Annotated in this window: 24 protein-coding genes; 10 read left to right on the top strand and 14 right to left on the bottom strand. The window is 50.0% G+C overall.

The window, feature by feature from the left end; all coding sequences use genetic code 11:
* Window positions 1-496: 496 nt before the first annotated feature.
* From PsW64_RS05970 to PsW64_RS05955, 4 genes are all read left to right on the top strand, one after another.
* Entirely contained in the window at window positions 497-1,366 is an 870-nt protein-coding gene (locus tag PsW64_RS05970; RefSeq protein ID WP_063291232.1) for a metallophosphoesterase, read from the top strand.
* Window positions 1,367-1,671: 305 nt separating this feature from the next.
* Window positions 1,672-3,078 carry a 3-isopropylmalate dehydratase large subunit gene (leuC, locus tag PsW64_RS05965; protein ID WP_063303123.1) on the top strand — a complete coding sequence of 469 codons (1,407 nt, stop codon included), beginning with the start codon at window positions 1,672-1,674 and terminating at the stop codon, window positions 3,076-3,078.
* Window positions 3,079-3,351: 273 nt separating this feature from the next.
* Window positions 3,352-3,909: an HNH endonuclease gene (locus PsW64_RS05960; protein ID WP_063303009.1), complete on the top strand. Its 558-nt coding sequence runs from the start codon at window positions 3,352-3,354 to the stop codon at window positions 3,907-3,909.
* 127 nt (window positions 3,910-4,036) lie between these two features.
* Window positions 4,037-5,476, top strand: coding sequence for a pilus assembly protein TadG-related protein (locus PsW64_RS05955; protein ID WP_159096824.1), 1,440 nt, complete (start codon window positions 4,037-4,039; stop codon window positions 5,474-5,476).
* A 71-nt stretch (window positions 5,477-5,547) separates the two neighbouring features.
* Here PsW64_RS05955 and acs read toward each other — a convergent pair whose 3' ends face one another.
* The 3 genes from acs to PsW64_RS05940 all read right to left on the bottom strand — a co-directional run bounded on the left by acs (window position 5,548) and on the right by PsW64_RS05940 (window position 8,838).
* Complete coding sequence (gene acs / locus PsW64_RS05950; RefSeq protein WP_063303007.1) at window positions 5,548-7,497, bottom strand: acetate--CoA ligase; 1,950 nt, start codon at window positions 7,495-7,497, stop codon at window positions 5,548-5,550.
* Between the two features lie 176 nt (window positions 7,498-7,673).
* Entirely contained in the window at window positions 7,674-8,072 is a 399-nt protein-coding gene (locus PsW64_RS05945; RefSeq protein ID WP_082831024.1) for a DUF1761 domain-containing protein, read from the bottom strand.
* A 163-nt stretch (window positions 8,073-8,235) separates the two neighbouring features.
* Complete coding sequence (locus PsW64_RS05940) at window positions 8,236-8,838, bottom strand: glutathione S-transferase family protein (RefSeq protein WP_063303121.1); 603 nt, start codon at window positions 8,836-8,838, stop codon at window positions 8,236-8,238.
* A 463-nt stretch (window positions 8,839-9,301) separates the two neighbouring features.
* Here PsW64_RS05940 and PsW64_RS05935 point away from each other — a divergent pair, with 463 nt between their 5' ends.
* Together PsW64_RS05935 and PsW64_RS05930 are read left to right on the top strand one after the other, a co-directional pair.
* Complete coding sequence (locus PsW64_RS05935; RefSeq protein WP_063303006.1) at window positions 9,302-10,645, top strand: D-alanyl-D-alanine carboxypeptidase family protein; 1,344 nt, start codon at window positions 9,302-9,304, stop codon at window positions 10,643-10,645.
* Window positions 10,646-10,709: 64 nt separating this feature from the next.
* The gene (locus PsW64_RS05930; protein ID WP_082830703.1) at window positions 10,710-11,798 is read left to right on the top strand and encodes a CobW family GTP-binding protein; all 1,089 of its coding nucleotides are present in this window, start codon (window positions 10,710-10,712) and stop codon (window positions 11,796-11,798) included.
* Window positions 11,799-11,864: 66 nt separating this feature from the next.
* On the opposite strand, the gene PsW64_RS05925 is transcribed toward PsW64_RS05930, so the two are convergent.
* The 6 genes from PsW64_RS05925 to PsW64_RS05900 all read right to left on the bottom strand — a co-directional run bounded on the left by PsW64_RS05925 (window position 11,865) and on the right by PsW64_RS05900 (window position 16,251).
* A complete protein-coding gene (locus PsW64_RS05925; RefSeq protein ID WP_063286202.1) occupies window positions 11,865-12,746 on the bottom strand; it encodes a 3-hydroxybutyryl-CoA dehydrogenase in 882 nt (293 codons plus the stop codon).
* A gap of 146 nt (window positions 12,747-12,892) precedes the next feature.
* The gene (locus PsW64_RS05920) at window positions 12,893-13,822 is read right to left on the bottom strand and encodes an electron transfer flavoprotein subunit alpha/FixB family protein (protein WP_063286201.1); all 930 of its coding nucleotides are present in this window, start codon (window positions 13,820-13,822) and stop codon (window positions 12,893-12,895) included.
* Window positions 13,823-13,846: 24 nt separating this feature from the next.
* Window positions 13,847-14,596, bottom strand: coding sequence for an electron transfer flavoprotein subunit beta/FixA family protein (locus tag PsW64_RS05915; protein ID WP_063303005.1), 750 nt, complete (start codon window positions 14,594-14,596; stop codon window positions 13,847-13,849).
* A 290-nt stretch (window positions 14,597-14,886) separates the two neighbouring features.
* Entirely contained in the window at window positions 14,887-15,462 is a 576-nt protein-coding gene (locus PsW64_RS05910) for a cob(I)yrinic acid a,c-diamide adenosyltransferase (RefSeq protein WP_057464634.1), read from the bottom strand.
* Window positions 15,463-15,485: 23 nt separating this feature from the next.
* Window positions 15,486-15,680, bottom strand: a complete 195-nt coding sequence (locus PsW64_RS05905; protein ID WP_063286199.1) for a twin transmembrane helix small protein — start codon at window positions 15,678-15,680, stop codon at window positions 15,486-15,488.
* A 40-nt stretch (window positions 15,681-15,720) separates the two neighbouring features.
* Window positions 15,721-16,251, bottom strand: a complete 531-nt coding sequence (locus tag PsW64_RS05900) for a TspO/MBR family protein (RefSeq protein ID WP_208980591.1) — start codon at window positions 16,249-16,251, stop codon at window positions 15,721-15,723.
* Window positions 16,252-16,433: 182 nt separating this feature from the next.
* Between PsW64_RS05900 and PsW64_RS05895 the strand changes: the two genes are divergently transcribed.
* Window positions 16,434-17,585: an MFS transporter gene (locus tag PsW64_RS05895; RefSeq protein WP_063303004.1), complete on the top strand. Its 1,152-nt coding sequence runs from the start codon at window positions 16,434-16,436 to the stop codon at window positions 17,583-17,585.
* 8 nt (window positions 17,586-17,593) lie between these two features.
* On the top strand, window positions 17,594-18,079 hold the full coding sequence (locus PsW64_RS05890; protein WP_063303003.1) for a GNAT family N-acetyltransferase: 486 nt from the start codon (window positions 17,594-17,596) through the stop codon (window positions 18,077-18,079).
* Here the strand turns inward: PsW64_RS05890 and PsW64_RS05885 are convergent.
* The 5 genes from PsW64_RS05885 to PsW64_RS05865 form a co-directional block, all read right to left on the bottom strand.
* A complete protein-coding gene (locus PsW64_RS05885) occupies window positions 18,076-20,625 on the bottom strand; it encodes an SEL1-like repeat protein (protein WP_063303002.1) in 2,550 nt (849 codons plus the stop codon). The two genes, PsW64_RS05890 and PsW64_RS05885, sit on opposite strands and share 4 nt — an antisense overlap.
* 149 nt (window positions 20,626-20,774) lie before the next feature.
* The gene (cls, locus tag PsW64_RS05880) at window positions 20,775-22,205 is read right to left on the bottom strand and encodes a cardiolipin synthase (RefSeq protein WP_063303001.1); all 1,431 of its coding nucleotides are present in this window, start codon (window positions 22,203-22,205) and stop codon (window positions 20,775-20,777) included.
* A 63-nt stretch (window positions 22,206-22,268) separates the two neighbouring features.
* Window positions 22,269-22,580: a YrhK family protein gene (locus PsW64_RS05875; RefSeq protein WP_063303000.1), complete on the bottom strand. Its 312-nt coding sequence runs from the start codon at window positions 22,578-22,580 to the stop codon at window positions 22,269-22,271.
* A 94-nt stretch (window positions 22,581-22,674) separates the two neighbouring features.
* Complete coding sequence (locus PsW64_RS05870; protein ID WP_082831022.1) at window positions 22,675-23,526, bottom strand: SDR family oxidoreductase; 852 nt, start codon at window positions 23,524-23,526, stop codon at window positions 22,675-22,677.
* A gap of 18 nt (window positions 23,527-23,544) precedes the next feature.
* Entirely contained in the window at window positions 23,545-24,786 is a 1,242-nt protein-coding gene (locus PsW64_RS05865; protein WP_063286194.1) for a ubiquinone biosynthesis hydroxylase, read from the bottom strand.
* Between the two features lie 127 nt (window positions 24,787-24,913).
* On the opposite strand from PsW64_RS05865, the gene tesB reads away from it, so the two are divergent.
* Window positions 24,914-25,795 carry an acyl-CoA thioesterase II gene (gene tesB, locus PsW64_RS05860; RefSeq protein ID WP_057464641.1) on the top strand — a complete coding sequence of 294 codons (882 nt, stop codon included), beginning with the start codon at window positions 24,914-24,916 and terminating at the stop codon, window positions 25,793-25,795.
* Between the two features lie 88 nt (window positions 25,796-25,883).
* Complete coding sequence (locus tag PsW64_RS05855) at window positions 25,884-26,264, top strand: VOC family protein (RefSeq protein WP_057464642.1); 381 nt, start codon at window positions 25,884-25,886, stop codon at window positions 26,262-26,264.
* Window positions 26,265-26,270 lie beyond the last annotated feature (6 nt).

The following is a 26,270-nucleotide window of genomic DNA, read 5'->3' as shown; positions in this document are numbered from 1 at the left end:
CGCATGGTTTGAGGGGAAGGGCCCAGGACTATAGGGTATCACGCGGCGACGGATACAATAGCACCGGCAGGGAGACTTGCTTTTGCAGATGTGTTTGTCAAAGACGGAGGAACTGTTCGGGCAGGGAAACCTGACTGGATAAGCCACTGTCTTTCCGGGAAACCGGCTATCGTGCCTTATAGGCAAAAGAGGCGAGGTTGTTCATTCAAAGAAAGCCCGGGCAAGGCGTGTAGCCAATGCCGAAGAAACTATTTCAATAAGTAGCGCAGGTATTGCCTGCCGCCTTGCTCATCCCGACTTCCGGGAACTCTGGTTCAACACTGCATGGATTGCCATGTGGTGCTGTTGGTGTTTGCAGTATAAATGTGACAGGTTCTGGTGCGCATCCTTTGCGCAAGTTTTCAGGGGGATATTCCGGGGAGCTGTCAGAATACAATTAATCCAAGTGGGTTAGGTTGGTTCTGAAAGATGCAATGAGTAGAGGGCTTGAAGGCAAATGGTGATCGCATTCATCATCATTTTCATCATTTTCATCATGTTACTCGGTATTTATGCCGTGTTTGTAGAGCCTTGGCTGCCACCGAGAATTACCCGGCATAAAGTTGTTGTTTCTCCAGAAGCTCTTGACCAAAAACCTTTGCAAATTGTTGTTATGACTGATCTGCATGCCTGCTGGCCATGGATGCGTCCTGAACGGATTACGCGCATCGTAGAGCGCGTGAACAGTCTGGAGCCTGACCTTATTGCGCTTTTAGGCGACTACCACACAGCCATGCATCCTCCTTTTGCAAAGCCGTTAGCCTCTGCTGCAGCTTGGGCGCAGCCTATGCAGCATTTGAAGGCACCTCTGGGTGTTTTTGGTGTGCTGGGCAACCATGATTGGCTTGAAGGTGGTGAGGACGCCAGAGAGGCATTGGAAGCTTCTGGAGTGACTGTTCTCGAGAATAGGGCTCAGCGGGTATCTACACGAGGCAACTCTCATGTCTGGCTTTTGGGACTGGATGATCAGTATGGCGAGGCCTGCCAGTTGCACGGGACGGGACGCCGGGATGATCTTGAGGTGGCCTTAAGTCAGGTTGAAGATGACAGCGCCCCGCGGATTTTGCTTGCCCATGAGCCGGACATCTTTCTTGAGGCCAATAAATCCGTAGATTTGACAGTGAGCGGGCATACGCATGGAGGGCAAGTTCGCTTGCCGTTTATTGGTGCATTGACAATACCATCGCGGCTTGACCGGAAGTATGCGAAGGGCGCTTTTGAGGAAAATGGAAGCACTCTCATCGTTGGCAGCGGGCTTGGATGCTCGGGACTTCCAATCCGTTTTCTTTGTCCGCCAGAACTTTTGCTCATAGAAATATATGCTTAGGCTACAGGGTATTGATCGCATCAAAGGGATTGTTTGATTGCGTCTAACTTGCTTTCATTACCTTTCCGTCTTGAGAGAATCTCAAGGCAAAGAAGCTTGATATTTTGGTGATCTGGGCCGATTAATAGAGCCAGTATAGCGGGAGCTTCGTTTGTAGTTGTTTCCGTATTTTCAAGATTTATGCGGCCGCAGAGAGCTGCAAGTAATAAGTGAGTGGTCCTGTTTTCTCGGATCTTGAGCGCTTGGTAGGTGCGATCAGAGCCGAATTTGAAACAAGGATCATTCGTTTCCAGGAGACAAGCGCAATGTCGCAGGCCAAAACTCTTTACGATAAGATCTGGGACCACCATGTGGTCAGCACGCAAGAAGACGGTACTTGCCTGCTTTACATTGACCGCCACCTGGTACACGAAGTTACGAGCCCACAGGCATTTGAAGGCCTGCGTATGGCTGGCCGTCAGGTTCGTCACCCAAAGCGTACACTGGCTGTTGTTGACCATAACGTTCCAACCACTGATCGCTCCCAGGGTATTGATGATCCTGAAAGCGCGTTGCAGGTTGATACGCTTGCGAAAAATGCTGCTGAGTTTGGCGTTGAATACTATTCAGAGCTCGATCAGCGTCAGGGCGTGGTGCACATCGTGGGTCCAGAGCAGGGCTTTACGCTGCCGGGCATGACGATCGTTTGTGGTGACAGCCATACATCCACGCATGGCGCGTTTGGTTCTCTTGCACACGGTATTGGTACTTCTGAAGTTGAGCACGTTCTGGCGACGCAGACGCTGATTCAGAAGAAAGCGAAAAACCTTCGTGTGACTGTGAATGGTCAGCTGCCGGAAGGTGTGACCGCGAAAGATATCGTACTGGCGATCATCGGAGAGCTGGGTACTGCTGGCGGTACCGGTTACGTCATTGAATACGCTGGTGAAGCGATCCGTAACCTGTCTATGGAAGGTCGTATGACCGTCTGTAACATGTCTATTGAAGCTGGTGCACGTGCTGGTCTGATTGCTCCGGATGAGAAAACCTTTGAGTACCTGAAGGGTCGTCCTAAATCACCTAAGGGCGCCGCATGGGAACAGGCACAAGCCTACTGGGAAACTCTGTTTACTGATGAGAATGCAGAGTTTGATACAGAAATCGTTCTGGATGCAGCGAACCTGCCTCCAATCGTGACCTGGGGCTCTTCTCCTGAAGATGTTGTTTCCGTTACCGGTGTTGTTCCTAATCCGGCTGAGATCGAAGACGACAACCGCCGCGCTTCAAAAGAGCGTGCGCTTGAGTACATGGGCGTTGAAGCGGGTCAGAAGATCACTGACATCAAGGTTGACCGCGTGTTTGTTGGTTCTTGCACCAACGGACGTATCGAAGATCTGCGCGAAGCTGCTGCCGTTGTTAAAGGCAAAAAGGTTGCAGACACCGTTAGCGCGATGATCGTTCCGGGTTCTGGTCTGGTGAAAGCACAGGCTGAAGCGGAAGGTCTGGATGAGATCTTCAAAGACGCTGGTTTCGAATGGCGTGAGCCTGGTTGTTCCATGTGTCTGGCGATGAATGCTGACAAATTGAAGCCGGGTGAGCGTTGTGCTTCAACTTCCAACCGTAATTTTGAGGGCCGTCAGGGCTTCAAGGGCCGTACGCACCTTGTTTCTCCAGGAATGGCGGCAGCGGCTGCGATTGCCGGACACTTTGTTGATGTGCGTCACTGGAAGTAATCGCAGATAAAATTTTGCAAATGAGCGGGAGTAGGTGACTATTCCCGCTTTTTTATTTTGGGACCGACATTGCGACAAAGTGTGTCGTGACAAGCTAATTGTCTGATCTATAGCGGGTTTATGCTGATGTGCTTTGTCTGTATTTCGAATTCCTTAGGGTAAGGAGGATTGTCAGACTTCACATAGCTGTCATTTGCTGACTACAATATCAAAACATCTCAAGATGATTTCCGCTCAGGCGCTTGTGTTCTGAGCGAGACTCGGGAGCATGTTGTGAACGCAGTCGTTTCAGAAGGCGCATTCCCGGCGCTTGTGTTGAATGCAGATTATCGGCCTCTGTCTTACTACCCCTTGTCTCTGTGGGGGTGGCAAGATGCGGTGAAGGCTGTGTTTTTGGATCGGGTTAGTATCGTCTCTGAATACGATCAGGTTGTGAGAAGCCCAAGTCTTGAGTTTCAGCTCCCCAGCGTTGTTGCGCTGAAGTCCTTTGTGGAGACAGAGCGAAACCCTGCCTTTACACGGTTTAATGTGTTTCTGAGAGACAGGTTTCAATGCCAGTATTGCGGATCCTTAAACGACCTGACTTTTGATCACCTCATCCCTCGCAGTAAGGGTGGACTGACTACTTGGGACAACGTCATCACGGCTTGCTCTCCCTGTAATCTACGCAAGGCAAACAAATCCTGGCAAGAAATGAACATGCGACCCAAGCAAATGCCGTTTATTCCACGTGTGTATGACCTACATAACAATGGCCGCCTGTTCCCACCCAACTACCTGCACGAGAGCTGGTTAGATTTCCTCTACTGGGACAGCGAGCTTGAGCCGTGAAACGCGGTTAATGTTTTGTTAGCCATTAGCCCGAAAACTTTCAGTAAAGTTGAGTGATTAATACCCGAGATACTACCCTTATATTATGCTAGGCATAATTACATGGGCGTCGATGGTGGGCATCTCGATGGGTTATTTCAGACAATTCTCTACACTATTCAAAAGATTCAACCGCTCCGAAGACGGGATGGTGGCGGTTCTTGTCGCAGTGCTCATGGTTTTGATGATTGTGTTCGCTGGAATGGCGATTGATTTCGGCATGGGCTTCAACACTCGCCGCGCAGTAAATCAGGCATTGGATGCAGCAGTGCTAGCTGTTGCTAACAAACTCACTATTACGGAGATGAGTAAAGCAGAAGTGCAGGAGATGACCGAAGAGTACTTCGAGGCTAATATTAAAGATTCAATCGGTGAAGATGTTGAAGTAACTAAGCCGATCGTTAAGTATGAGATTGGTGGCGATACGATCTCCGCGAGTGCATCTGCAAAACTCAATAACAGCTTTTCTCCAATGATTGGCCTGCTCACTGGTGGTAATGGCGATGAAGCTAGTGAACTTGCTGTTGGTAGTAGTTCAACTGCAAGATTTCCACGGAGTAATGTTGAAGTCTCGGTGATTGTAGATGTTACTGGGTCAATGAGCTCCCACATTGGCGCTCTAAAAAGGGCATCAACCAGTTTGCTTGATGCACTGTTGCCTGAAGACACCGATATAGCGAAGAGCCGTATTCGTGTATCTTTCATACCATATAGCAACGGGGTGAAACTAGACACGGCACTTGCTGAAAAAGCGACTTTTGATGTCAGCTACTATGGCTGCGTACATGAGCGGATTATGGATCAGTCCACAAGTGAAGTTCCATATGACTTTGAAGATGATGAGGGCAACACAGATTATATCGGATCTGGTTATAGTTATTGCCCACGGAATGCAAAAGTAGTTCCGCTGACTGCAGATCGAAATAAGATTAAAAATTCAATTAGTAGATTATCTGCAGGTGGCGGGACAGCAGGTCAAATCGGGATAGCTTGGGGGTGGTATACAATATCTCCGAGATGGTCGAATTTTTGGCCTTCTGATAGTGAGCCACTGCCTTATGAAACAGACAATATTCGAAAGTACGCGGTGTTTATGACTGATGGTGACTTTAACGTACACTATCGAGATGACTATAATTATAGTCGCGTAGAACAGGCGCGCGAAGAGAAAATCAGAGAAAAAAAACGAAATAACACTTGGACTGAGGGACCGAATCCTGATGGGTCTAACAAGTTTACCTCAGATGAACATGAAGAGTTCGCTAATTTAATTGAATGGAGGTACGCGTCTTCATATGGTGAGTACGGTACTTCATCTGTTCGTGCTAAAGAAATATGTAAGAATATGAAGGAAAAGAACATTACGGTGTATTCTGTTCATTTCGGGAGTTCTTATGCTGCTAAAAGAGTGATGCAGTCTTGCGCAACAAGTAACAGCACCTTTTATAAAGCTGATAATGAAAGTGAACTGATTCAAGCCTTTGAAAAAATCGCTAATGATATCAAGAATATATATTTATCTCAGTAGTTTTAGCGTAATAAAAAACCCCGCCAAATCAGCGGGGTTTTGTTTTCTGGGCTGAATTCAATACACGTCGCCTACACGGTTTCAGCTTTGTTTTGGCGGTTGTCGATTAGGTCGCCTACGACGGTTGGGTCGGCTAGGGTTGAGGTGTCGCCCAGGTTGTCGAAGCTGTCCTCTGCGATTTTGCGGAGGATGCGGCGCATGATTTTACCGCTACGGGTCTTTGGTAGGCCCGGGGCGAACTGGATGAGGTCTGGGGATGCAATTGGACCGATTTCGGCGCGAACGTGCTTCACCAGTTTCTTTTTCAGTTCTTCAGATGGTTCCAAGCCTTCCATGAGGGTGACATAGGCGTAGATGCCTTGTCCCTTCACATCATGCGGATAGCCGACTACAGCAGCTTCTGAGACCTCTGGGTGGGCGACGAGGGCGCTTTCAACTTCAGCAGTCCCCATGCGGTGACCAGATACGTTGATCACATCGTCAACACGGCCCGTGATCCAGTAGTAGCCATCTTCGTCACGACGGCAGCCATCGCCAGTGAAGTAGAAGCCTTTGTAGGTGGCGAAGTACGTTTGGACGAAGCGCTCATGGTCTCCGTAAACAGTCCGCATCTGGCCTGGCCAGCTGTCTGTTATGACGAGGTTGCCCTCAGTTGCACCTTCCTGGAAGTTGCCTTCAGCATCGACAATAGCTGGCTGAATGCCGAAGAATGGGCGTGTCGCAGAGCCAGGCTTAAGATCGGTTGCACCTGGTAGTGGTGTGATCAATATGCCGCCAGTTTCGGTTTGCCACCATGTATCAACGATTGGGCAGCGCTGCTCGCCGACCACATTGTTGTACCATAGCCATGCTTCTGGATTAATTGGCTCGCCTACCGATCCGAGGACGCGCAACGATTTGCGGGATGTGTTGGTTACATATTCATCACCTGCGCCCATCAATGCGCGAATTGCGGTGGGGGCGGTGTAGAAGATGTTGACGTTGTGTTTGTCACAAACTTCCCAGAAACGACCTGCTGTCGGGTAGGTTGGAACCCCCTCAAACATCAGCGTTGTTGCGCCGTTTGCTAGTGGACCGTAGAGGATGTAGCTGTGGCCTGTGACCCAACCAACATCAGCAGTACACCAATAGACCTCGCCTGGGTGGTAGTCGAAAACGTATTGATGCGTCATGGAGGCATAAACGAGGTAACCGCCAGAGGTGTGCATCACACCTTTGGGCTGGCCTGTTGAGCCTGACGTATAGAGAATGAAGAGCGGGTCTTCAGCATTCATCTCTGCCGGTGGACAATCTGCAGAAACCTTCTCGGTTTCTTCATGATACCAGAGGTCGCGGCCGTCCATCATGTTGACGTTGCCACCGGTGCGTTTCACAACGAAGACCTTGTCGACATTGCCGCATTTTTCGATTGCGCGGTCAGTGTTTTCTTTCAAAGGTACAGTTCGGCCACCGCGGACGCCTTCGTCAGCTGTGATGACAAAGCGTGATTTACAGTCTTCGATACGTCCGGCCAAGCTGTCAGGTGAGAAACCGCCGAACACAACAGAGTGCACTGCGCCGATCCGGGCACACGCAAGCATTGCGTAGGCTGCTTCAGGGATCATTGGCATATAGACAGTGACGCGATCGCCTTTTTGCACGCCACTGGCAAGCATCACGTTTGCGAAACGGTTCACTTCTTCCGAAAGCTGTTTGTAGGTGATTGTCTTGCTTTGATCCGGCTCATCACCCTCCCAGATGATTGCAGGCTGATCACCGCGTTCTGCCAGATGACGGTCAATACAGTTGGCTGCTACGTTCAGCGTGCCGTCTTCAAACCATTTGATGGAAACATTGTGGTAGTCATAGGACGTGTTTTTGACCTTGGAATAAGGCTTTATCCAGTCAATCCGTTTCCCATGCTCTCCCCAGAACCCGTCTGGATCCTCAACGGACTTCTTGTACATTTCCAAGTACTGCTCGTTGTTGAGCAGAGCGTTTTCGGCAATCTCAGCCGGTACTGGATATACATCACCAGTCATGGTCAATCTCCCCATTTCCTCCACGGGTAATCACATACCCAACTCCTGTGGCGTATTATGGGCAGCTGCCGTTGGGGCGTCTAGCGAATATGCTTCGAACTTTCGTAGGTCCCATTGTCTCTAGGTTCGTTTGGCCTACGAAAATTCAGCAATACGAGATATCAAGTTACCCGGAACTAGCCAGAAATCAGCGCATAAACTGCGCCTTGAACCATCAAAACACCGAGCCAATGGCCAGCATCGATGAGCGTCAGCATCCATGAAGCCCGTTGGAATTTGTGATTGACGATCAGGCCTGTGAGTACAAAGCCACCCCAGATTACGATTGCTGCAGTCACGCCACTGGCAATGATGACTGAGCCTGAGTAAACGAGGATCCCGGCAAGGAAGAAAGCCATGATCATTTCGCAGAGAAAAGTTATGACGTAAGTGGAAGGAGACATTTGAACGTCTTCTTCTGATATGCCGACAGCTTTCATCCAAGAATATGAAAGCACATAGTACCAGATAGACCCGAAAATATATGAAGCGATTCCCGCAGCAAGCACACCCGGTAAGTAAATTCCTTCAATCATATCAATACACCTTGTAAAAAAGATGGTGTGCACATGACTTGAGTATCTATTATTCGAAAAATGTATTGAAAATATTTGGTAGCTTCAAGTGCCAGCGGATTTGTAGCTGGCCGTTGAAACAATAGGAGAGGGTGGACAAGACCACCCTCAAAATTTGAGTAGGTTATTGCATTACCGCAGCTTTTTCATTGGCCTTTGCAAGAGCTGGGCGACCTAAAACTCTTGAAAAATATTCGCTAACGGGTCCTTCCGGCCATTCGAACTTGGAGACTTTGGCCCAGATTGCACAATGACCGATGATGATATCAGCAATTGTGAAGGTGTCGCCCATTGCCCAAGTGTTTTCGCCAAGGCGTTTTTCAAGCTGCTGCATCGATCTGTTCCACTCAAATCGGCAGGCGGGTTTGATGTCTGGTACGCGTTGGTCTTCTGGGTGAATGAATGAGTGTTTTGCAGCCATCCAGAGAATGGAGTCCATTTCATCGAGCGCAAAGTTGGTAAAACTATCCTGCCGGGCACGATCTAAAGTTCCTGATGGGAACGACAGGCTGGAATGTTTGTCTGCCAAATAGGTACAGATTGCTGTTGAATCGTAGATGGTTTCTCCATCAACGATCAGGGCAGGGATCTTGCCTGATGGGTTTACGGCATAAACATCTTTCTGATGAGGTTTGCTAGGCACGACCTCGTAAGGCAAGTTCAGTTCTTCCAGCAACCAGAGTACCCGCATGGTTCTTGATTGTGGGTGGCCAATAACTTTGTACATAAGTTCCTCCTCTTGGATCTGATCATCTGCGTTGATTACGAAAAAGAAAAGCAAGAATGAGTGTGACTTGAGGATAAGCTTTCAAATTACAAGGCACGCAGCGTTTAATAGGCAAAGTTGATCGATGCTGAGGTGAGTAAAAAGAAATGCCCCTTACAACTGAAGGGGTGATTACGACAGTGTCTCTTTGGTAGTTTGATTTCACAAAATAACCATCACAAGAAAATGCCTTGAAATGTTTGGAAATGGCGGTCTTTTGCTGATATTGTCACCCTAATATTTCAGGAGAGACATCAATATTTATTCCCGGTGTCTGGTGACATAGTTTTTATTGTTTACCCCTACTGTATTTCCTAACGGTAGCTTGGGCTGTTCATGAAACTAAACTAGCAACTTAGCTATCGAAGACAGCTATGCAATGGTTGTTTGCTGCATAAACTGGTAGGCGTGGAGCGGTAAGATCGTGAATTTTTCGGTTTATTGGATTGCCCAGAAACTTCGATTTTTTGCTGTTTTTGCAATAGCTTTGGCCTCCGTGCTGACAAATGCTCGTGCAGATGTTGCTGCATGGCTGTTGATGGATGCCGACAATGGACACGTTTTGGAGCAGAATGGTGCTTTCGACCGTTGGTACCCAGCTTCCCTAACAAAGATGATGACCGCCTATATCGCTTTTAAGAGTATCTCTCAGGGTGAGATGGCCATGAGCGATATGGTGATGGTCTCTCAAAACGCACTCAACCAGCCACCAAGCAAGATGGGGTTTAAGGTCGGCACGACAATCACGCTCGACAATGCCTTGAAAATGATCCTTGTGAAGTCGGCCAATGATATTGCAGTAGCTGTTGCTGAACGGGTAGGTGGGACTGAAGAAAGCTTTATCAGCCAGATGAATGCGACTGCGCGTCGGTTGGGGATGACGCATACTAATTTTGTCAATCCTCACGGGCTACCAGATAATCGTCAGATTTCATCTGCACGTGATATGGCGCTGCTTGCAAGTGCGCTGTGGAACCAGTTTCCGCAGTATCGTTCTTATATGAGTCACCCGGGAATTCGATTTGGCCGAAGAACATTTCGGTCTGGAAACAGGGATTTTCTTCTGCGTACTGCTGGGGCTAATGGCTTGAAAACTGGATATATTTGTAATTCCGGTTTCAATGTAGCGACTTCTGCAACACGCAATGGAAGAACAGTTATCGCTGTTGTTTTGGGGGCTGCTTCCAGCCTGGAGCGCTCAGCGTTTGCCAAGAAACTCATTGATAGCGGTTTCAAGAAGACAGCAGGAAGCAAAATTACTGCTTTCCGCGGCAGTGGGAACATCAACCCACCAAAGGACCACTACTGCAAGCGCAATGCCAAGCCAACGGCTCAGCAACTTGTTGATCGCTTTGGGACAAAACGTGGTTCTGCCAGCATGATGGCTTATGCCGATGCCGGCAGTCCGAGCCCACGCGGAAAATCCATTCGTCTTTCCAAGAAGAAAGTGAACTGGGGTTTGGTCTATGAAGAAATTCTGGGTCCACAGCTGAAGTCATATGCACCGGTGACTGTGCGCATTGGCAATGAGCATCCGGTTGTCGCACTGAAAAAGCTTGGAAATGCAGTGCCTTTGCCAATACCGAAACCAGGGTCGCAAAAAGGTTTGGAGCCTGCGCCGATTGGAGGCATTCAGCAACTTAATGTGCCAGTGGGCAAGGGTGCTTCTTTGCGGCCTTTGAAATCGACTTCTAAACGAGATTTGTTTGGCAGCCCGGGTGGGCTCTATGCTAATACGTCTGCCTTCGGTAAAACGCAGTCACCGTAGCTACAGGCAGTGCAGAATTATGGCTAGTACCCAAGAGAGGCGGAGTCCGCCAACCCCGATCCCAATGAGCGTCATTACTGGCTTTCTGGGAGCAGGTAAAACAACGCTTCTTAATCGAATTCTCAAAGAGCCAGTGTTGGAAAATACAGCGGTTATCATCAATGAATTTGGTGAGATCGGTCTGGATCATTTGCTCGTAGATACCATTGATGATGGAATTATAGAGCTCTCATCTGGTTGTTTGTGCTGCACTATTCGTGGTGATCTCATCAACACGCTGGAAGATATTCTGCGCCGTATCGACAATGGCCGCATGAAGAAGATCGACCGTGTGATTATTGAAACAACCGGTTTGGCTGATCCTGCTCCAGTGTTGCACACTGTGATGCTGCATCCGTATTTGGTTATGCGATACCGTCTTGATGGCGTGGTGACATTGGTCGATTCCGTCAACGGTTTGGATACGATCCATTCTCATGAGGAAGCAGTCAAACAAGTTGCTGTTGCTGATCGTATCGTGATGACGAAGACGGATTTGCAGGAGCCTTCTGATGATTTACTGGCTGAGCTGAAGCATCTGAACCCTGGCGCAACTGTGCTTAATGCTCAAGATGGCTCTGCAACGGCTGCTGCTCTCATCAATTGCGGGCTGTACAATCCTGAGAGCAAAATCCCAGATGTTCAGAAATGGTTGAGGGAAGAGGCGTACAAAGATGAGCACGCTTCACATGATCATCACGGACACCACCATCATGATCCGAACCGCCATGGCAAAGATGTTCGTGCCTTTACGCTTGAGACCGACAGCGCGATCCCCAATGCTGCACTGGAGATGTTCCTAGATCTACTGCGCTCTGCACATGGCCCTAAGCTTTTGCGCGTTAAGGGGATTATAAAGACTGTAGAACACCCGGATCAGCCTTTGGTGATCCATGGGGTGCAGCATGTCTTCCATCCACCTGCACGGCTTGCAGAATGGCCTGATGCGGATCAGAGAACGCGGCTCGTCTTCATTACCAAAGGCCTTTCTGAGGGCTTTGTGAAGAAGATGTTTGATGCATTCACTGGTGGTGTTGCTGCCGACACGCCTGACCGCACTGCGATGATGGATAATCCACTTTCCATTGGTGGATTCAGCGGTACGTTTAAGTAACCAGCTGAACCGCAGCAATAAAAAAGCCCGCTCAAGTGGCGGGCTTTTGTGTGTCTTATAAACGCTTTAGCGCGTAGGGACTGGAACCTCACCGCGGTAGTCATAGAAACCACGCTGAGTTTTGCGTCCAAGCCAGCCAGCCTCAACGTACTTCACGAGTAGTGGGCATGGGCGGTATTTGCTGTCTGCAAGGCCTTCATAGAGCACCTGCATGATGGACAGGCAAATATCCAGACCAATGAAATCAGCCAGTTGCAGCGGGCCCATCGGGTGATTTGCACCTAGGCGCATTGCTGTGTCGATTGCTTCAACAGAGCCAACACCTTCATAGAGAGTGTAGATCGCTTCGTTGATCATTGGCAGCAGAATACGGTTCACCATAAAGGCTGGGAAGTCTTCTGAAACTGCAATCGTTTTATGCAAACCGAGGGTGTAGCCCTTGGAAAGTTCAAAGGTTTCATCGCTGGTTGCAATGCCACGAACAAGCTCAACAAGTTCCATAAGCGGAACCGGATTCATGAAGTGGATACCGATGAATTTTTCCGGACGGTCTGTAGCGGATGCCAGACGCGTGATGGAAATAGACGAAGTGTTTGTGCCAAGAATGGCATCAGGCTTCAAAATCGGGCAAACACTTTGATAAACCTTGCGTTTGACCTGCTCGTTTTCACTCACAGCTTCAACAACGAGGTCTGCATCGCTTAGGGATTTAACATCGTCAGATGTTTTGATACGGGTAAGAGCGAGGTCGCGATCTTCTTCAGTGATCGTGCCCTTTGAGATCTGACGTGCCATATTGCCATTGATGCTGGCCAGGCCTCTGTCGATACGATCCTGATCGATATCGTGAAGCACGATATCGTATCCTGCCAAAGCACTTACGTGTGCGATGCCATTGCCCATTTGACCGGCGCCAATAACACCGACTTTCTTTACTTCGACCACCATTGTCAGATCCAAATTCTTACAAGCATCGGTTAAACGTGCTTTGACGTTCTCGTAACAACATACATCGCAAGTCTTGCCTCAAACAGCAAGAACCCCAGAATGAAATATTAACATCCCGGGGTTCCTGAAAAGCTAATCAAATATGATTAGAGGGCTTTTTCCAGTTCAGGAAGAGCCTCGAACAGGTCTGCGACAAGTCCGTAATCAGCAACCTGGAAGATTGGTGCTTCTTCGTCTTTGTTAATTGCGACGATGATCTTGGAATCTTTCATGCCTGCAAGGTGCTGAATTGCACCGGAAATGCCGCAAGCGATGTAAAGATCAGGTGCAACAACCTTACCGGTCTGGCCAACCTGCCAATCGTTTGGTGCGTAACCAGCATCAACAGCTGCACGGGATGCACCGATTGCTGCGCCGAGCTTGTCAGCAACAGGGGTGATGACTTCGTTGAACTTCTCTTCGGAACCGAGAGCACGACCACCGGAGATGATGATTTTAGCGCCTGCGAGTTCCGGACGATCAGACGCTGCGATTTCTTCACCCACGAAGGAGGAAATTGCCGGATCAGCAGAAGCAGCAGCAGCTTCAATCGGAGCAGAGCCGCCTTCAGCAGTTGCAGCGAAGGATGCTGTACGAACAGTCAGAACCTTCTTTGCATCAGCAGACTGTACAGTTTGGATTGCGTTACCTGCATAGATTGGACGCTTGAACGTGTCCGCAGATTCAACGGCAATGATTTCAGAGATCTGCATCACGTCGAGCTTAGCAGCAACGCGTGGCAGAGTGTTTTTGCCATTGGTTGTTGCTGCAGCAACAACAGCGTCGTAATCAGCAGCAAGTGCAACGATCAGATCGCCAACTGGTTCAGCAAGCTGGTGCTCATAAGCTGCATCGTCAGCAACAAGAACTTTAGCAACGCCAGACAGTTTGGAAGCAGCTTCAGCTGCCGCGCCACAGTCTTTACCAGCAACGAGAACATGAACGTCGCCGCCCATTTCTACAGCTGCTGTCAGTGCCTTAGCCGTTGCTTCGTTCAAAGCAGAATTGGAATGTTCAGCCACAAGAAGCGTGGTCATAATGCTAACTCCTCTTGACCTATCTTAAAGAACGCCAGCTTCGTTTTTGAGCTTGTCTACCAGCTCATCAACGGAAGCGACCTTAACGCCTGCCTTGCGTGCATCAGGCTCAGCAGTGTTGAGAACCTTGAGGCGAGGGGTAGCGTCTACGCCATAGTCCGCCAATGTTTTCTCAGCAATCGGCTTTTTCTTTGCCTTCATGATGTTTGGCAGAGAAGCGTAGCGAGGCTCGTTCAAACGCAGGTCAGTGGTGACAATCGCTGGCATGTTCAGCTTTACAGTCTGCAGACCACCGTCGATTTCGCGGGTGACGTCTACTGTGTTATCGCCAAGGTCAACCTTGGAAGCGAATGTGCCCTGTGCCCAGCCCAGAAGTGCAGCAAGCATCTGACCTGTCTGGTTGCAGTCGTCATCAATCGCCTGTTTGCCGAGGATAACGAGACCTGGCTCTTCTTCGTCAACGATGCCTTTGAGAACCTTAGCTACTGCGAGAGGCTCCGCAACGTCGTCGGTCTGAAAGAGGATACCGCGGTCAGCGCCCATTGCGAGGCCGGTGCGGATCGTTTCAGTCGCCTGCTTAGGGCCGATGGAAACAACAATGATCTCAGTTGCTTTACCAGCTTCTTTCAGGCGAAGAGCCTCTTCAACGGCGATTTCGTCGAAAGGGTTCATGGACATTTTGACGTTTGCGAGTTCAACGCCGGAGCCATCCGCTTTCACGCGAACTTTTACGTTATAGTCAACGACCCGTTTTACGGGCACGAGAATTTTCATGTTCCTAGAACCTCCACTAGAAATGCAGGGGAGTATGCGTCGCCACCAAGTTGATAAGACACAGCTTCCGCCGGGCTACCAGAGCCAAAAGGGAATGCAAATTGCATTACATTTGCGGCGACCGTACTGAGCAATTTTGGGGCTGTCAACGATCGCCTAGGGTAAATAGGTATTGGGTTTCAACCAATGTATAAGGCCAAGTGGCCTTAAGGTGAAGATAGTTGCCCATAAGTGTTGATAGTTTACCTATTCGTCAAGCACCTTTGGTCGAATTCTTCATCAAAAAATCGCTATCTGTTTTTGCCCGCTACCCACAAAACATCGCCTTCGCCTTTCAGATTTGCATAGCGTGATGCAACAAAGAAGAGGTCGGAGAGGCGGTTGAGATACTGCAGAGCTTGCTTGTTGACCTTCTCTTTTTGAGAGAGTGCTGCAACGAGACGCTCAGCGCGGCGTGAGACGGTTCTGGCTTGATGCAAGTGTGTTGCCAGAGGTGTGCCACCTGGTAATACAAATGATTTCAACGGTGTAAGCTCAACGTTCATCTGGTCGATTGCGTCTTCCAGAGCGCTGACCTGATTATCTGTGATGCGCAGCGGTTCGTATCCGAGGTCTTCGCCGGTGTCTGGTGTTGCCAGATCGGCGCCGAGATCAAACAAGTCATTCTGAATACGGCCAAGCAGTTCATCCAATACTGGCATCTCTTTGGATGCGTGCAGGCGAACTATGCCAACGACTGAGTTGGTTTCATCAACGGTTCCGTAGGCCTCAATGCGCAGATCATGCTTTTGCCTGCGCTCTCCGCTGCCAAGTGCAGTGGTGCCGTCGTCGCCAGTTTTTGTATAGATCTTATTGAGAGTGACCATTTTCTACCAGTTTCAAACCAAAATCAGGATGTGCTTGCGAAGTAAACGGAAAGCATAATCAATATGATAGCTGCGAACTGCAACAGAACACGATATCTCATAAGCTTTTGCGAACGGTTTGGATCTCCACCGCGCATCATGTTCCAAAGGCCGAGGGCGAGGACCAGAGCGACGGCGAAAAGAGCAATAGGAACTAGAGTGGCAACAATACCGCTCATCAAAATCTCCAATAATAAAAGTCTCGATTGAGGCGTTGGATTAATTCAGAACCACAATAGAGGCATTCAGGACGGCTGCAAAGCTAACCCAAAGGAGATAGGGCAGATATAGCCATGCTGCAAAGATTTGCGCTCTATAAAATAGGCGGAAAGTGAAAAAACTTAGCGCGAGCAAGATGATAAGGACAATAAGGCCAAGTGCAGGGTTTTGCTGTCCGAAGAATGCCCAAGACCAAATGCCATTTAAAAACAACACGATAACGAAAGTTAGCTGAATGCTGGTTTTCGAAGGTGGTTTGGCTGCCTCGTTGGTGCCAGTCTGTTGAAATTCGGTGGCCAGCCAGATGCTGATGCCAAGAAGTGCGTAAAGAACGGACCAGACCGGTGCGAAAATCCAATCAGGTGGATTGAAGGATGGTTTGGTGAGAGAGGCGTACCATTCAGGGATGGCCGGTGCAGTAACGATGCCGCCGTAAGCTGCTGTTGCATAACATAAAAGTCCCCATCCAACGAGACGACTCCAGACAACTCTGTTCTTTAACTTGGCTTTTGTGGTGTCGCTAAGGGGCACGGAAATTCCTTTTGAAAGGTTTTGTGCAGAATTGCGTTTTTTGCGCATATTCCGCGTTGATTTGCGTTGTTACGTCAGCAAACGAGGTTGTGTTGTATTAGGTGCTCTACACAGCTTGCATTTTTCTAAAATATCACGCTAGATATTTAATAGGTCGTTTTTCTCTCTTCAAAGCTTTTTCCATGACACAACAAGCAGTCCTTGGTGCGCGCGATGTGAATCTTATTCGCGGCGTCTTCTTTCTTCAACCCATCGCGCTTGGCGCCTGGTTTCCACGCATCGCAGAAATTCAGCAAAGACTTCAGGTGAGTGAAGGGGAGTTTGCCCTTGCTCTTGTCGGAATGCCGGTTGGGCTGCTGTTCATGCTGATGTTTGCCGGGCGGCTGACGGAGAAGTTTGGAGCGCGCCAGCTTTTGATCGCGGGCCTGTTTGCGTTCATCTGTCTGATGCCATTGCCGACGTATGCCGAATCCATTCTGCAGCTGTTTGTTTATTTGGCAGTTGTTGGCAGCGCATTGGCGTTTGTGGAACTGTGCATGAACGTGATTGCGGATAAGACCGAGCGGAAGAGCGGGCAGCTCATTATGTCGGGTTGTCATGGCTTGTGGAGCCTTGGTGTGCTGGTGGGAAGTCTGATCAGCTCGGGCTTTTCCTGGGTTGGTTACGGGCCATCTGAAAGCATTCTCATGGCAAGTGGGATGGCGTTGTTGCCTGCGCTGTTTACCTCCTACAGCCTGACAGAAGGCCGGGAGCCGGATATCGCTGAGAAGTCTGAGAATGGTTTCCAAATGCCAAGTGGGGCGCTGATTGCGGTGTGCTTCTTTGCGTTTGGCATCACCATGACAGAAGGTGCGATTGCGGACTGGTCTGCGATTTATGTGACTGATCTGTTTGATCTATCAGCTGGATACGCAGGTATTGCTTATAGTGCCTTTGCTCTGATGGTGACATTCGGGCGCTTAACCGGAGACTGGTTGCGATCTCGTGTTGACGTTCAGATCGCAGCTGCCGGGATTGTTATCCTTGCTCTCATTGGCGTCGGAATTCTGGTGATTTCGCCGAACTATGCGGTGTCATTGCTTGGTTTTGGTCTGGTTGGGCTGGGTGTTTCCGGGGGCTTTCCACTGGCTGTTACGGCTGCTGCTGAAAAACCGGGCCGCTCTGCTGCGGTCAATGTGGGCTTGATGACGCAGATTGCTCTCGGTGGTTTCCTCGTGGGTCCTCTCGTCATCGGCTATGCCGCTGATCACCTCGGTATCCAAGGTGGTTTCATGCTGATGTTACCGGCACTTGTGCTGAGCTTGCTGATGAGCCGGTCTCTGATTAAGCGGTGAGGGGAAGTATGAGAGAACTAGAAATTAGTTTTCGGAGCATTCCTGCAACGCTGACCTATAAGCTTCGCCAGCAAGTGCTCTGGCCAGACTCGCCGATAGAGCGGGTCATGGTTCCAGAAGATCACCATGCCCTTCATATTGGAGCCTTTGAAGAAGAAAACCTGATTGGTGTTGGGTCTTTCTTCTTCGATCTGCCCTCTGTGAGACTGCGAAAACTGGCAGTGTTGCCGGAAAAGCAAGGGCGCGGCATCGGAAGTAGCCTCATTCGTTTTGCTGCAAATCAGCCTGACCTACAAAAGGCAGACAACATCTGGTGCGATGCAAGAGAAGATGCCGTCACCTTTTATCAGCGCCTCGGTTTTAAGATTGAAGGCAATGCCTTCCAAAAATTTGGCGTTTCTTACCTGCGTGCACGGGTTGAGCTTGCTCAGCTTTCACAGCAACGGCTGGTGATTGACGAGCTCTTAGATGCCGCACCTCTGGTCACTCATTAAGTGGGGACTACGGGTAGGAACTTGAACCTTATCGGTGCTTTGGTTGGGTCTGATTGTTTGTTGGTTTTGAGCTTCTTCATGAGGGTTTTGGCTTTGCCGACGGCTTGATCCAACTCTTTGGTATTCAGGTGATTTGCTATGTCTTCTTGTGCTTTTAGCGCAGGTTTGCTGCCGTTCTCTGCAGCGATGTAAAACCAGACATAAGCGCTTTCTATGTCCTGCTGAACTCCGCTACCTTTGTAAAAAGCAAGACCGATGCGATATTGGGCTTCTACATGGCTTTGCTTTGCGGCGCGGAGAACCCATTTTGCAGCATCAGATTCATTCTTTGCAATGCCTTGGCCTGTGGCATTCATACGTCCAAAATTGAATTGTGCCTCAGCATGATTTTGCGTTGCAGCGAGGTAGTACCAGTTTGCTGCTTCAGTGTTGTTTTGTTCTACACCCACTCCGTCTTCGTAGGCTATTCCGATACGGTACTGCGCTTCGGCATGACCTTTTTCAGCAGCGAGGCGAACCCATCTTGCAGCTGTGGTTTCGTCCTGCTCTACCCCTTGTCCTGTGGCATAAAGAAACCCAAGGTTATACTGAGCATCCGGGTGGCCTTGTTTAGCGGCGAAATGGTACCAAGCCGAGGCTTCTGTCAGGTCTTGCGGTAGGCCTGTACCGTTGGCGTACATAACAGCGAGGTTGTACTGCGCATCAGCAACACCTTGTTCAGCAGCGCGGATGTACCACTTCAGAGCTTTACCGTAGTCCTGATCTACGCCCAGTCCGATTTCGTAGATACGTCCGAGATTGAATTGAGCGTTGGCATGCCCTTGCTCTGCAGCCAGACGGAACTTTTCTGCGGCTTTAGGATAGTCCTGTGGTATGCCTTTTCCGTTGGTGAAGGCACGACCCAGATTATAATGGAATCCGGCAAGATGCTGCTCGGCAGCCTGATGATATTCCTTTGCAATACCGGCATAGTGCTGCTTTAAGTCTTCGCCAATGTAACGCATGTCTGTGAGACGGTTTTTTGCGATCGCATTCCCGTTATCGGCTGCAAGGCGATAAAACTTTTCTGCTTCGGCGTAGTCCAGTTTTACACCTAGGCCGACGGTGTAAAGATACCCGAGTTCAAGCTGTGCTTTTGCGTGGTTTTGCTCTGCTGCGAGACGGTAAAGCTTTGCAGCTTCAGCATAGTCCTGCTGAACGCCCTGCCCATTTTGATATAAGAGTGCGAGAGAGTATTGTGCCGATTTGTCACCCTGATCGGCTGCAACTTCGTACCACTTTGCAGCCTCACTGTAGTCTCGTGGTCTGCCTTGGCCATTGGCGTACATTTGGCCAAGTTCTCGTTGTGCTGTCGCATCGCCTTGTTTTGCGGCTTGCATAAGTGATTTTGCAGATTTGTCGTAATCCTGAAGTCGGGCCTGAAGGCCTTTTAGTGCAATCTGTGCTCGGTCATGGTTTTGCTCAGCAGCAAGGCGGAACCACTTTTCGGCTTGTTGATTGTCTTGAGGTACGCCAAGCCCATCCTCATAAAGCACAGCAAGGTTGTATTGAGCTTGGTCATTTCCTTGCCGAGCAGCAAGCCGGTACCATTTTGCTGCTTCCTTGTAGTCTCTTGGTACGCCTAACCCCTTCTCGTACATGTACCCTAGCTTAAGTCTGGCGCCTGAATACCCTTGCTTTATTGAGAGGCGGTACCATTTGATGGCTTCTTTGTAGTCCCTAGGAACACCTCGCCCTTCTTTGTAAAAATAGCCGACATTGGATTGAGCTATTGCATTGCCTTGGTCGGCAGCAAGCCGGTACCATTTGAGCGCTTCCCTATTATCTTTCCGCACTCCCATTCCTCTGGAGTACATATAGCCAAGTTCAAGTTGAGCACCGGCATGATCTTTCTCTGTGGCGAGGCGGTACCATTTTACGGCTTCTTCATAATCCTTCCGCACGCCGTTACCATAATGGTATAATAGCCCTAGGTTATGTTGAGCGCCTGCATGGCCCTGATCAGCGGACAGACGATACCATTTTGCTGCTTCAGCGTAGTCTTGTGGGACGCCAGTGCCATCTTCGAGATCAATTGCCAGGCTAAACTGTGCCTTTGCATCACCTCGCTTAGCCTTACGCCAAACCTTCATCGCTGCGTTACTATAACGTTTCGGCCCCGCAAGCCCCTGGGCGTAAAAGTAATTAAGTTCGCGTTCTGCTTCCGGATGCCCTTTGTCAGCTGCGAGCAGATACCATTTTTCGGCCTCTTTGAAGCTTTGCGGGACGCCTCGTCCTTTGTGATACAAGTTGGCAAGGCGGTATTGAGCGGCGACGTGACCTTGCTCAGCGGCTAAGCGAAACCATTTTGCAGCCTTGGTATAGTCCTGAGGGACACCTTGTGCCTCTTCGTAGAGAATTCCAAGTTTGTATTGAGAATGAAAGTCACCTTGCTCAGCGGATGCCGAGATGGTTTTGAAATCCTCGGCGTACACTGGAAGGATTGCTTGGCTGGACAGTGAAATGGCCAGAGCTGCCAGAGCTAACTTCAAATGCCGCAACTGCATATTTTCCCCCGAATCTGCAACGCTTCAAACAATAGCAGAGATTACAATTTTAGGATTGGACAGTCGTAGTTCCGTCTCAAACAACCTTATTGAAAAGGTGAGAGTCCAAATCGCGATTGCATTTAGCTTTGTACAGGTTAGCTGCAGGACTACAAGATTGGGCTGACTGTTGCGATGATGTTGTTTTTTATTCGTTTGAGGTATGACCAACTGGAAACAGTTTCAAAAAAGACCTGATCTGAGCTGTCGAGGTATTGCTGTTGCCGTTCCAGAACAGCGTTCGTTATTGTCTTGTCCTGCAACAGAATGTTGTTTTCGTAGTTTAGGTCAAAGCTTCGCAGATCAAGGTTGGAAGAGCCGATCAAAGTGATCTTGTTATCCATTGTGAGTGTCTTGGCGTGCAACAGACCGCCTTTGAATTCAAAGAGATCACAACCAGCCTCCAGAAGTTTGAAGTAGTGGCTGCGACTTGCAGCTGCCACGATCCAGCTGTCGTTGACCTTTGGGAAAATCAAGGTGACCTTTACGCCTCGATAAGCCGCTGCGCGCAAGGCTTCCAGAACAGTTTCATCGGGGACAAAGTAGGGGGTTGATAGTGTGAGTTCGAAGCGGGCGGTTGCAATAAGGCAGGCAAAGAGCTGAGGCGTTGCTCCTTTGCGTTCTGTTGGGCCATCGCCCATCACCTGTGCCGGGAACCCTTCTTGTGCCGGTTCTGACTTCAATTCAAAGTCATCAAGTTTTTCACCTGTTGCCTGCATCCAATCGCTTATGAACAGAAGCTGGTTTTGTGTCACAATGGGCCCTGTCAGGCGTAGCATAATGTCCACCCAGGGAGCGTATTTTGCTTTGACCAGAAATTCCGGATCAGCTGAATTTCTACTGCCGCAGTAAGTGACTTTTCCGTCGATAATCGTGATTTTACGGTGGTTGCGCAGGTCCAATCTGCTGGTCAGGAGCGTTCGCACTGGTTTGTCCAACGGCAGGGCGACTGCCAGTTGAACGCCTGCCTCCTTCATCTTCTCCCACAGCTGTGATTTTATGAGCTGGTGTGAGCCGAGACCATCTGCCATCGCGCGGCATACGACCCCTCGCTGCGTTGCTCTGATCAAAGCGTTGGCGAGTGCTGTGCCCGTGTGGTCATTTAGCCAGATGTAATAGAGAACATGCACATAATCCTGCGCGGCATCGATGTCTGCTATCAAGCTGTCGCGGGTCGCTGTGGCATCTTCCATGAGTGTGGCGTTGTTTCCAGCAACTGGATAAAAGCCGTTTATTGAACCAGCATAATGGAAGCTGTTGCGGTATTCCGGGTTGATCAGCTGATCGACATCAGCTGGCGTGCCCATGAATTGCTTAGCGTTTTCATGGATCTCATCAAAAATCTCTTTGTGGCGTTTGTCTGCGCGATGGCCAAGATCCGTTTCTCCAAAGAGGAAATAAATGGCGATGCCGACATAGGGCAGCACGTTCAAAACGATGAACCAGGCGAGGCGAACCGGTGGTGACAAATCATCTCGCAGCAGAATTCGGATTGTAAACGTCAAAACTAATAGAACATGGAAAACTAGTATGAAGGTCATTTGAACTCGGCTGCGTTGAAATTTAGTCCCGTGGTTGGTCGTTGGCAAACGTGTTGGTTAGGTTCACTTCATATTGGGGTTTAGCCAACCCGTATTATTCTCAGTGCCTTCAGGCAGATCCTCATATTTCCCAAGGCGGATATATGCAATTTCCCGAAAGAGCTTAATTGTTGGGCGGAGTCCGAATAAAATTGATCCAACCAGAAACAGCCATGTTCCTAAATAGGTGGTTGCCTCTTTTAAAAAGAGAATGCTGCCAACGACGAACAAGGCTGCTGCAGAGAAATCAACAGCAGTGTAAGCGAGCTCGCAATACGCATAAATTTGCTTATGTCGCTCACTCATTGTGCAATTGTCAGGATGAAATAGTGCCATGGGGAATCTCTTTTATTGGGGGTATAAATCCTGAGTGCGCGCAATACGGGGCACTGGGAGTTTGCTTTGAAGAAAACCGAGGGGTCTCGTTCTCTTACTCTTCCGACTTTGCAGACCTTCTCAGGATCATATCGATCATTGAGGTTGGCAGGATGCGCCGCAGGGTGCCCATGATGTGGGTTGGAACGGTTACGTAATAACGTGCCTTAGCCTTGGGGGCTTCAATAGCGTGGGTGAGTTTTTGGACGACTGCGTCGGGTGGGAGTTTGAATTTTGTGGTGCCACCTTTGGCGAGCATGGAGAGGCGGCGGTTGTAGCTTTCGCGGAAGTGGGAGGCGTTCTTGGTGTCCTCGCCGATTTCCTCATAGAACATTTTGACAGCTGTTTTAGAGAACTCAGATTGAATCGGACCCGGTTCGATTAAGCTCACCTGTATGCCTGAGCCATGCAGTTCCAGCCGCAGGGTGTCTGTGTAGCCTTCCAGTGCGAACTTGGTGGCGTTGTAGGCGCCGCGATAATCCATGGCGACGAGGCCGAGGATTGAGGAGCATTGCACGATGCGGCCATGACCTTGTTCGCGCATCACCGGAATGACAAGGCGGGTGAGTTCGTGCCAGCCGAAGAAGTTGGTTTCGAACTGACGGCGCAAGGCATCCGTGGGAAGATCTTCGATGGCGCCGGGAAGGCCATAGGCGCCGTTGTTGAAGAGTGCATCAAGGCGTCCGCCGGTGATTGCCAGAACTGACTCAACGGCGACCTGAATAGATTCGGTTTGGCAATAATCCAAATGGAAGGCGTCAAAGCCTTCTGAGCGCAGGCGTTCTGCATCCTCTGGTTTGCGACAAGTGGGAAAGACCTGCCATCCTCTCTCTCTCAAAATGTGTGCAGCAGAGTAACCAATGCCAGTTGAACATCCGGTGATGAGGATGGAGCGTTTGTCTTTCACACGTGTACCTGAATTGACCTACAGCGGATTGCCGAGAAGGAGTTTTGGGGAAGGGCCGGCCAGGCCTGCTGCTTCGCCGATGAAGTGTTTTTTCAGGAACGGCATGCGCTCAACAAGACCGAGGCCGAGATCGCGGACGGCGCGGACCGGGTCGATGTTGTTGGAGAACAGGCGGTTCAGCACATCGGTGGTCATGCCCATCTGCCATGTGTCGAAACGGCGCCAGCTCTGGTAGCGCTCCAGAATGTGTGCTGCACCGATATCGAGGCCGAGACGGTGGGCGTCTACAAGCACCTCTGAAAGGGCTGCAACATCCTTGAAGCCGAAGTTGAGGCCCTGGCCAGCAATTGGGTGGATGCCGTGTGCAGCATCGCCTGCCAGTGCAAAGCGGTTGGAGACGAAAGAGCGCGCCAGCACGAGGTTTAGAGGAAACGCAGCGCGGGGTCCGTCCAGTTTGAGCTCGCCCAGATGGTGACCGAAGCGGCGTTCCAGTTCGATTTCAAAGGTGAACTCATCGCCATTGACCAAGCGGTTGGCTTCTGCCGTCTTTTCAGTCCAGACGATGGAGGAGCGGTTGCCTTTCAGTGGCAGGATCGCGAACGGACCGGAGGGCAAGAAATGCTCTTCTGCGCGGCCATTGTGTGGGCGTTCATGTGCGATTGTGGTGACAATGCCGCTTTGATTGTAGCTCCAGCGATTGCATTGGATGCCTGCGAGATCGCGGAGTTTGGAGCGCACGCCATCAGCTGCCACGATCAAGCGTGACTGGATGGTTTTGCCGCTGCCGAGTGTGATGTTGACGTGGGCTGGCTCTACTGCAAAGTCTTTGACACTGTCGGGCGCGAAGATGTGAACGCCTGCATCTGTGGCTGCATCATGCAATGCGCCGACCATATGATTGTTCTGAACCATGTGGGCAAATGGTTCGCCGTCATCAACATCGCCTGCAAAAGTCAGGAAGATTGGGCGCACGCTGTCGTGCAGCTTGCTGTCTGTGACGATCATTTCGGTGATCGGCTGGGATTCATCTTCAAGCTTATACCAGATGCCGAGCTGATCGAGCATGCGCACGGCACCTGCCGCGATGGCCGAGGAACGCGGATCGTTCTCAATAGCGGAGCGCGGGCGCAGATCTACCAGCGCGATTTTCATGGACGGTTCTGATTGCTTCAAAGCAAGGGCGAGCGATAGTCCAACATACCCGCCGCCGCCAATGGTGACGTCATATAGGTCTTCGGTGGCGGTCTGTTTCTTGCTCATAGAACTCTTTCCTGTAATCGTTTGCCCTATAACCATTAGGTTAGCCCAATTGATCGTTGACACTATCGATATAGCGCCACACTACTCACATGCAATCGAAATCACTACAAAAATAGGTTTGTCTGTAATGACGAAGGCTGTTGAAAATCTGCTGGATCTTTTGGATCTGGAGAAATTAGAGGAAAATCTGTTTCGTGGCACAAGCCCACAAAGCGGGTGGCAGCGTGTTTTTGGTGGACAGGTGATTGGTCAGGCTCTTGTTGCTGCCTCCCGAACGGTTGGCGCAGAACGTCAGGTCAATTCGCTGCATGGGTATTTTCTGCGTCCGGGCGATCCGAAGGTGCCAATCATCTATGAGGTTGACCGTATTCGTGATGGTGGCAGCTTTACAACACGGCGTGTTGTGGCGATCCAGCATGGTCATGCAATCTTCTCTATGTCCGCCTCTTATCAGCGCGTTGAAAGCGGGATGGAACATCAGATTGAGATGCCGGATGTGCCGATGCCGGAAGACCTGATGCCGATCTCTGAAATCTCCGATGAGCTGATCTCAAAGGCACCGGAGCCCGTGCAGAAGTACTGGAAGCGCGAACGTCCGATTGAGCTGCGTCCATTGGATTTAGGGCAATACTTTTCTCGTAAGAAGCAAGAGCCGGTGCAGCATGTGTGGGTGCGGGCGGCATCCAGGTTGCCGGATGATCCGCGCATTCACCAGTGCGTGCTGGCTTATGCTTCTGACATGACGCTTTTGGATACGGCGCTATTCCCGCATGGCATCAACGTGTTTGTGCCGAATCTGCAGGTGGCAAGTCTGGACCACGCCATGTGGTTCCACAGCGATTTCCGCTTTGATGAGTGGTTGCTTTACACGCAGGACAGCCCGCGTTCAGCGGGTGGCCGTGGTTTCAGTCGTGGCAGCCTTTACACGCGGGATGGTGTGTTGGTGGCTTCCGCTGTTCAGGAAGGCCTGATGCGGATGCGGGAGCGTCCTGTGCCTGGTAAGGGGTAAGATCAAAGATATTGCTTGGTGCAAGAGCTATACTTTGTCTGTAGCAATCTGTTTGTTTCTTTGATTTTTAAGATGACGGGGTGTGAGCATGTTTAAGCCCAATAGCGTTATTCTCTATGTCGAAGACGTGGAGAAAAGCACCAAGTTTTATACTGATGTTCTGCAAAGCAGCCCGATTGAGAGGTTTCAGGAATTTTCGCTGTTTTCTCTGGGAGACGATGTCACACTTGGCTTGCAGTCTGCGCAGGGGATTGACCCGAAACCTCAACCGTCTTTTGGCGGCTTTGAACTGTCACTGAGTGATGTGAGCCGGGAAGAGGTTGATCAGGTTTACAGTCTCTGGAAAGAGAAGGGCATTCCGATCGTTCTGGAGCCCACTGATCTGGACTTTGGCTACACGTTTGTTGCCACAGATCCTGATGGGCATCGGTTGCGGGTGTGCGCGACTGATACGACCAATGTGAGTTAGAGCACG

Source organism: Pseudovibrio sp. W64 (assembly GCF_001623145.1).
GTDB lineage: Bacteria > Pseudomonadota > Alphaproteobacteria > Rhizobiales > Stappiaceae > Pseudovibrio.
This window is presented reverse-complemented; position numbering and strand designations above follow the sequence as displayed.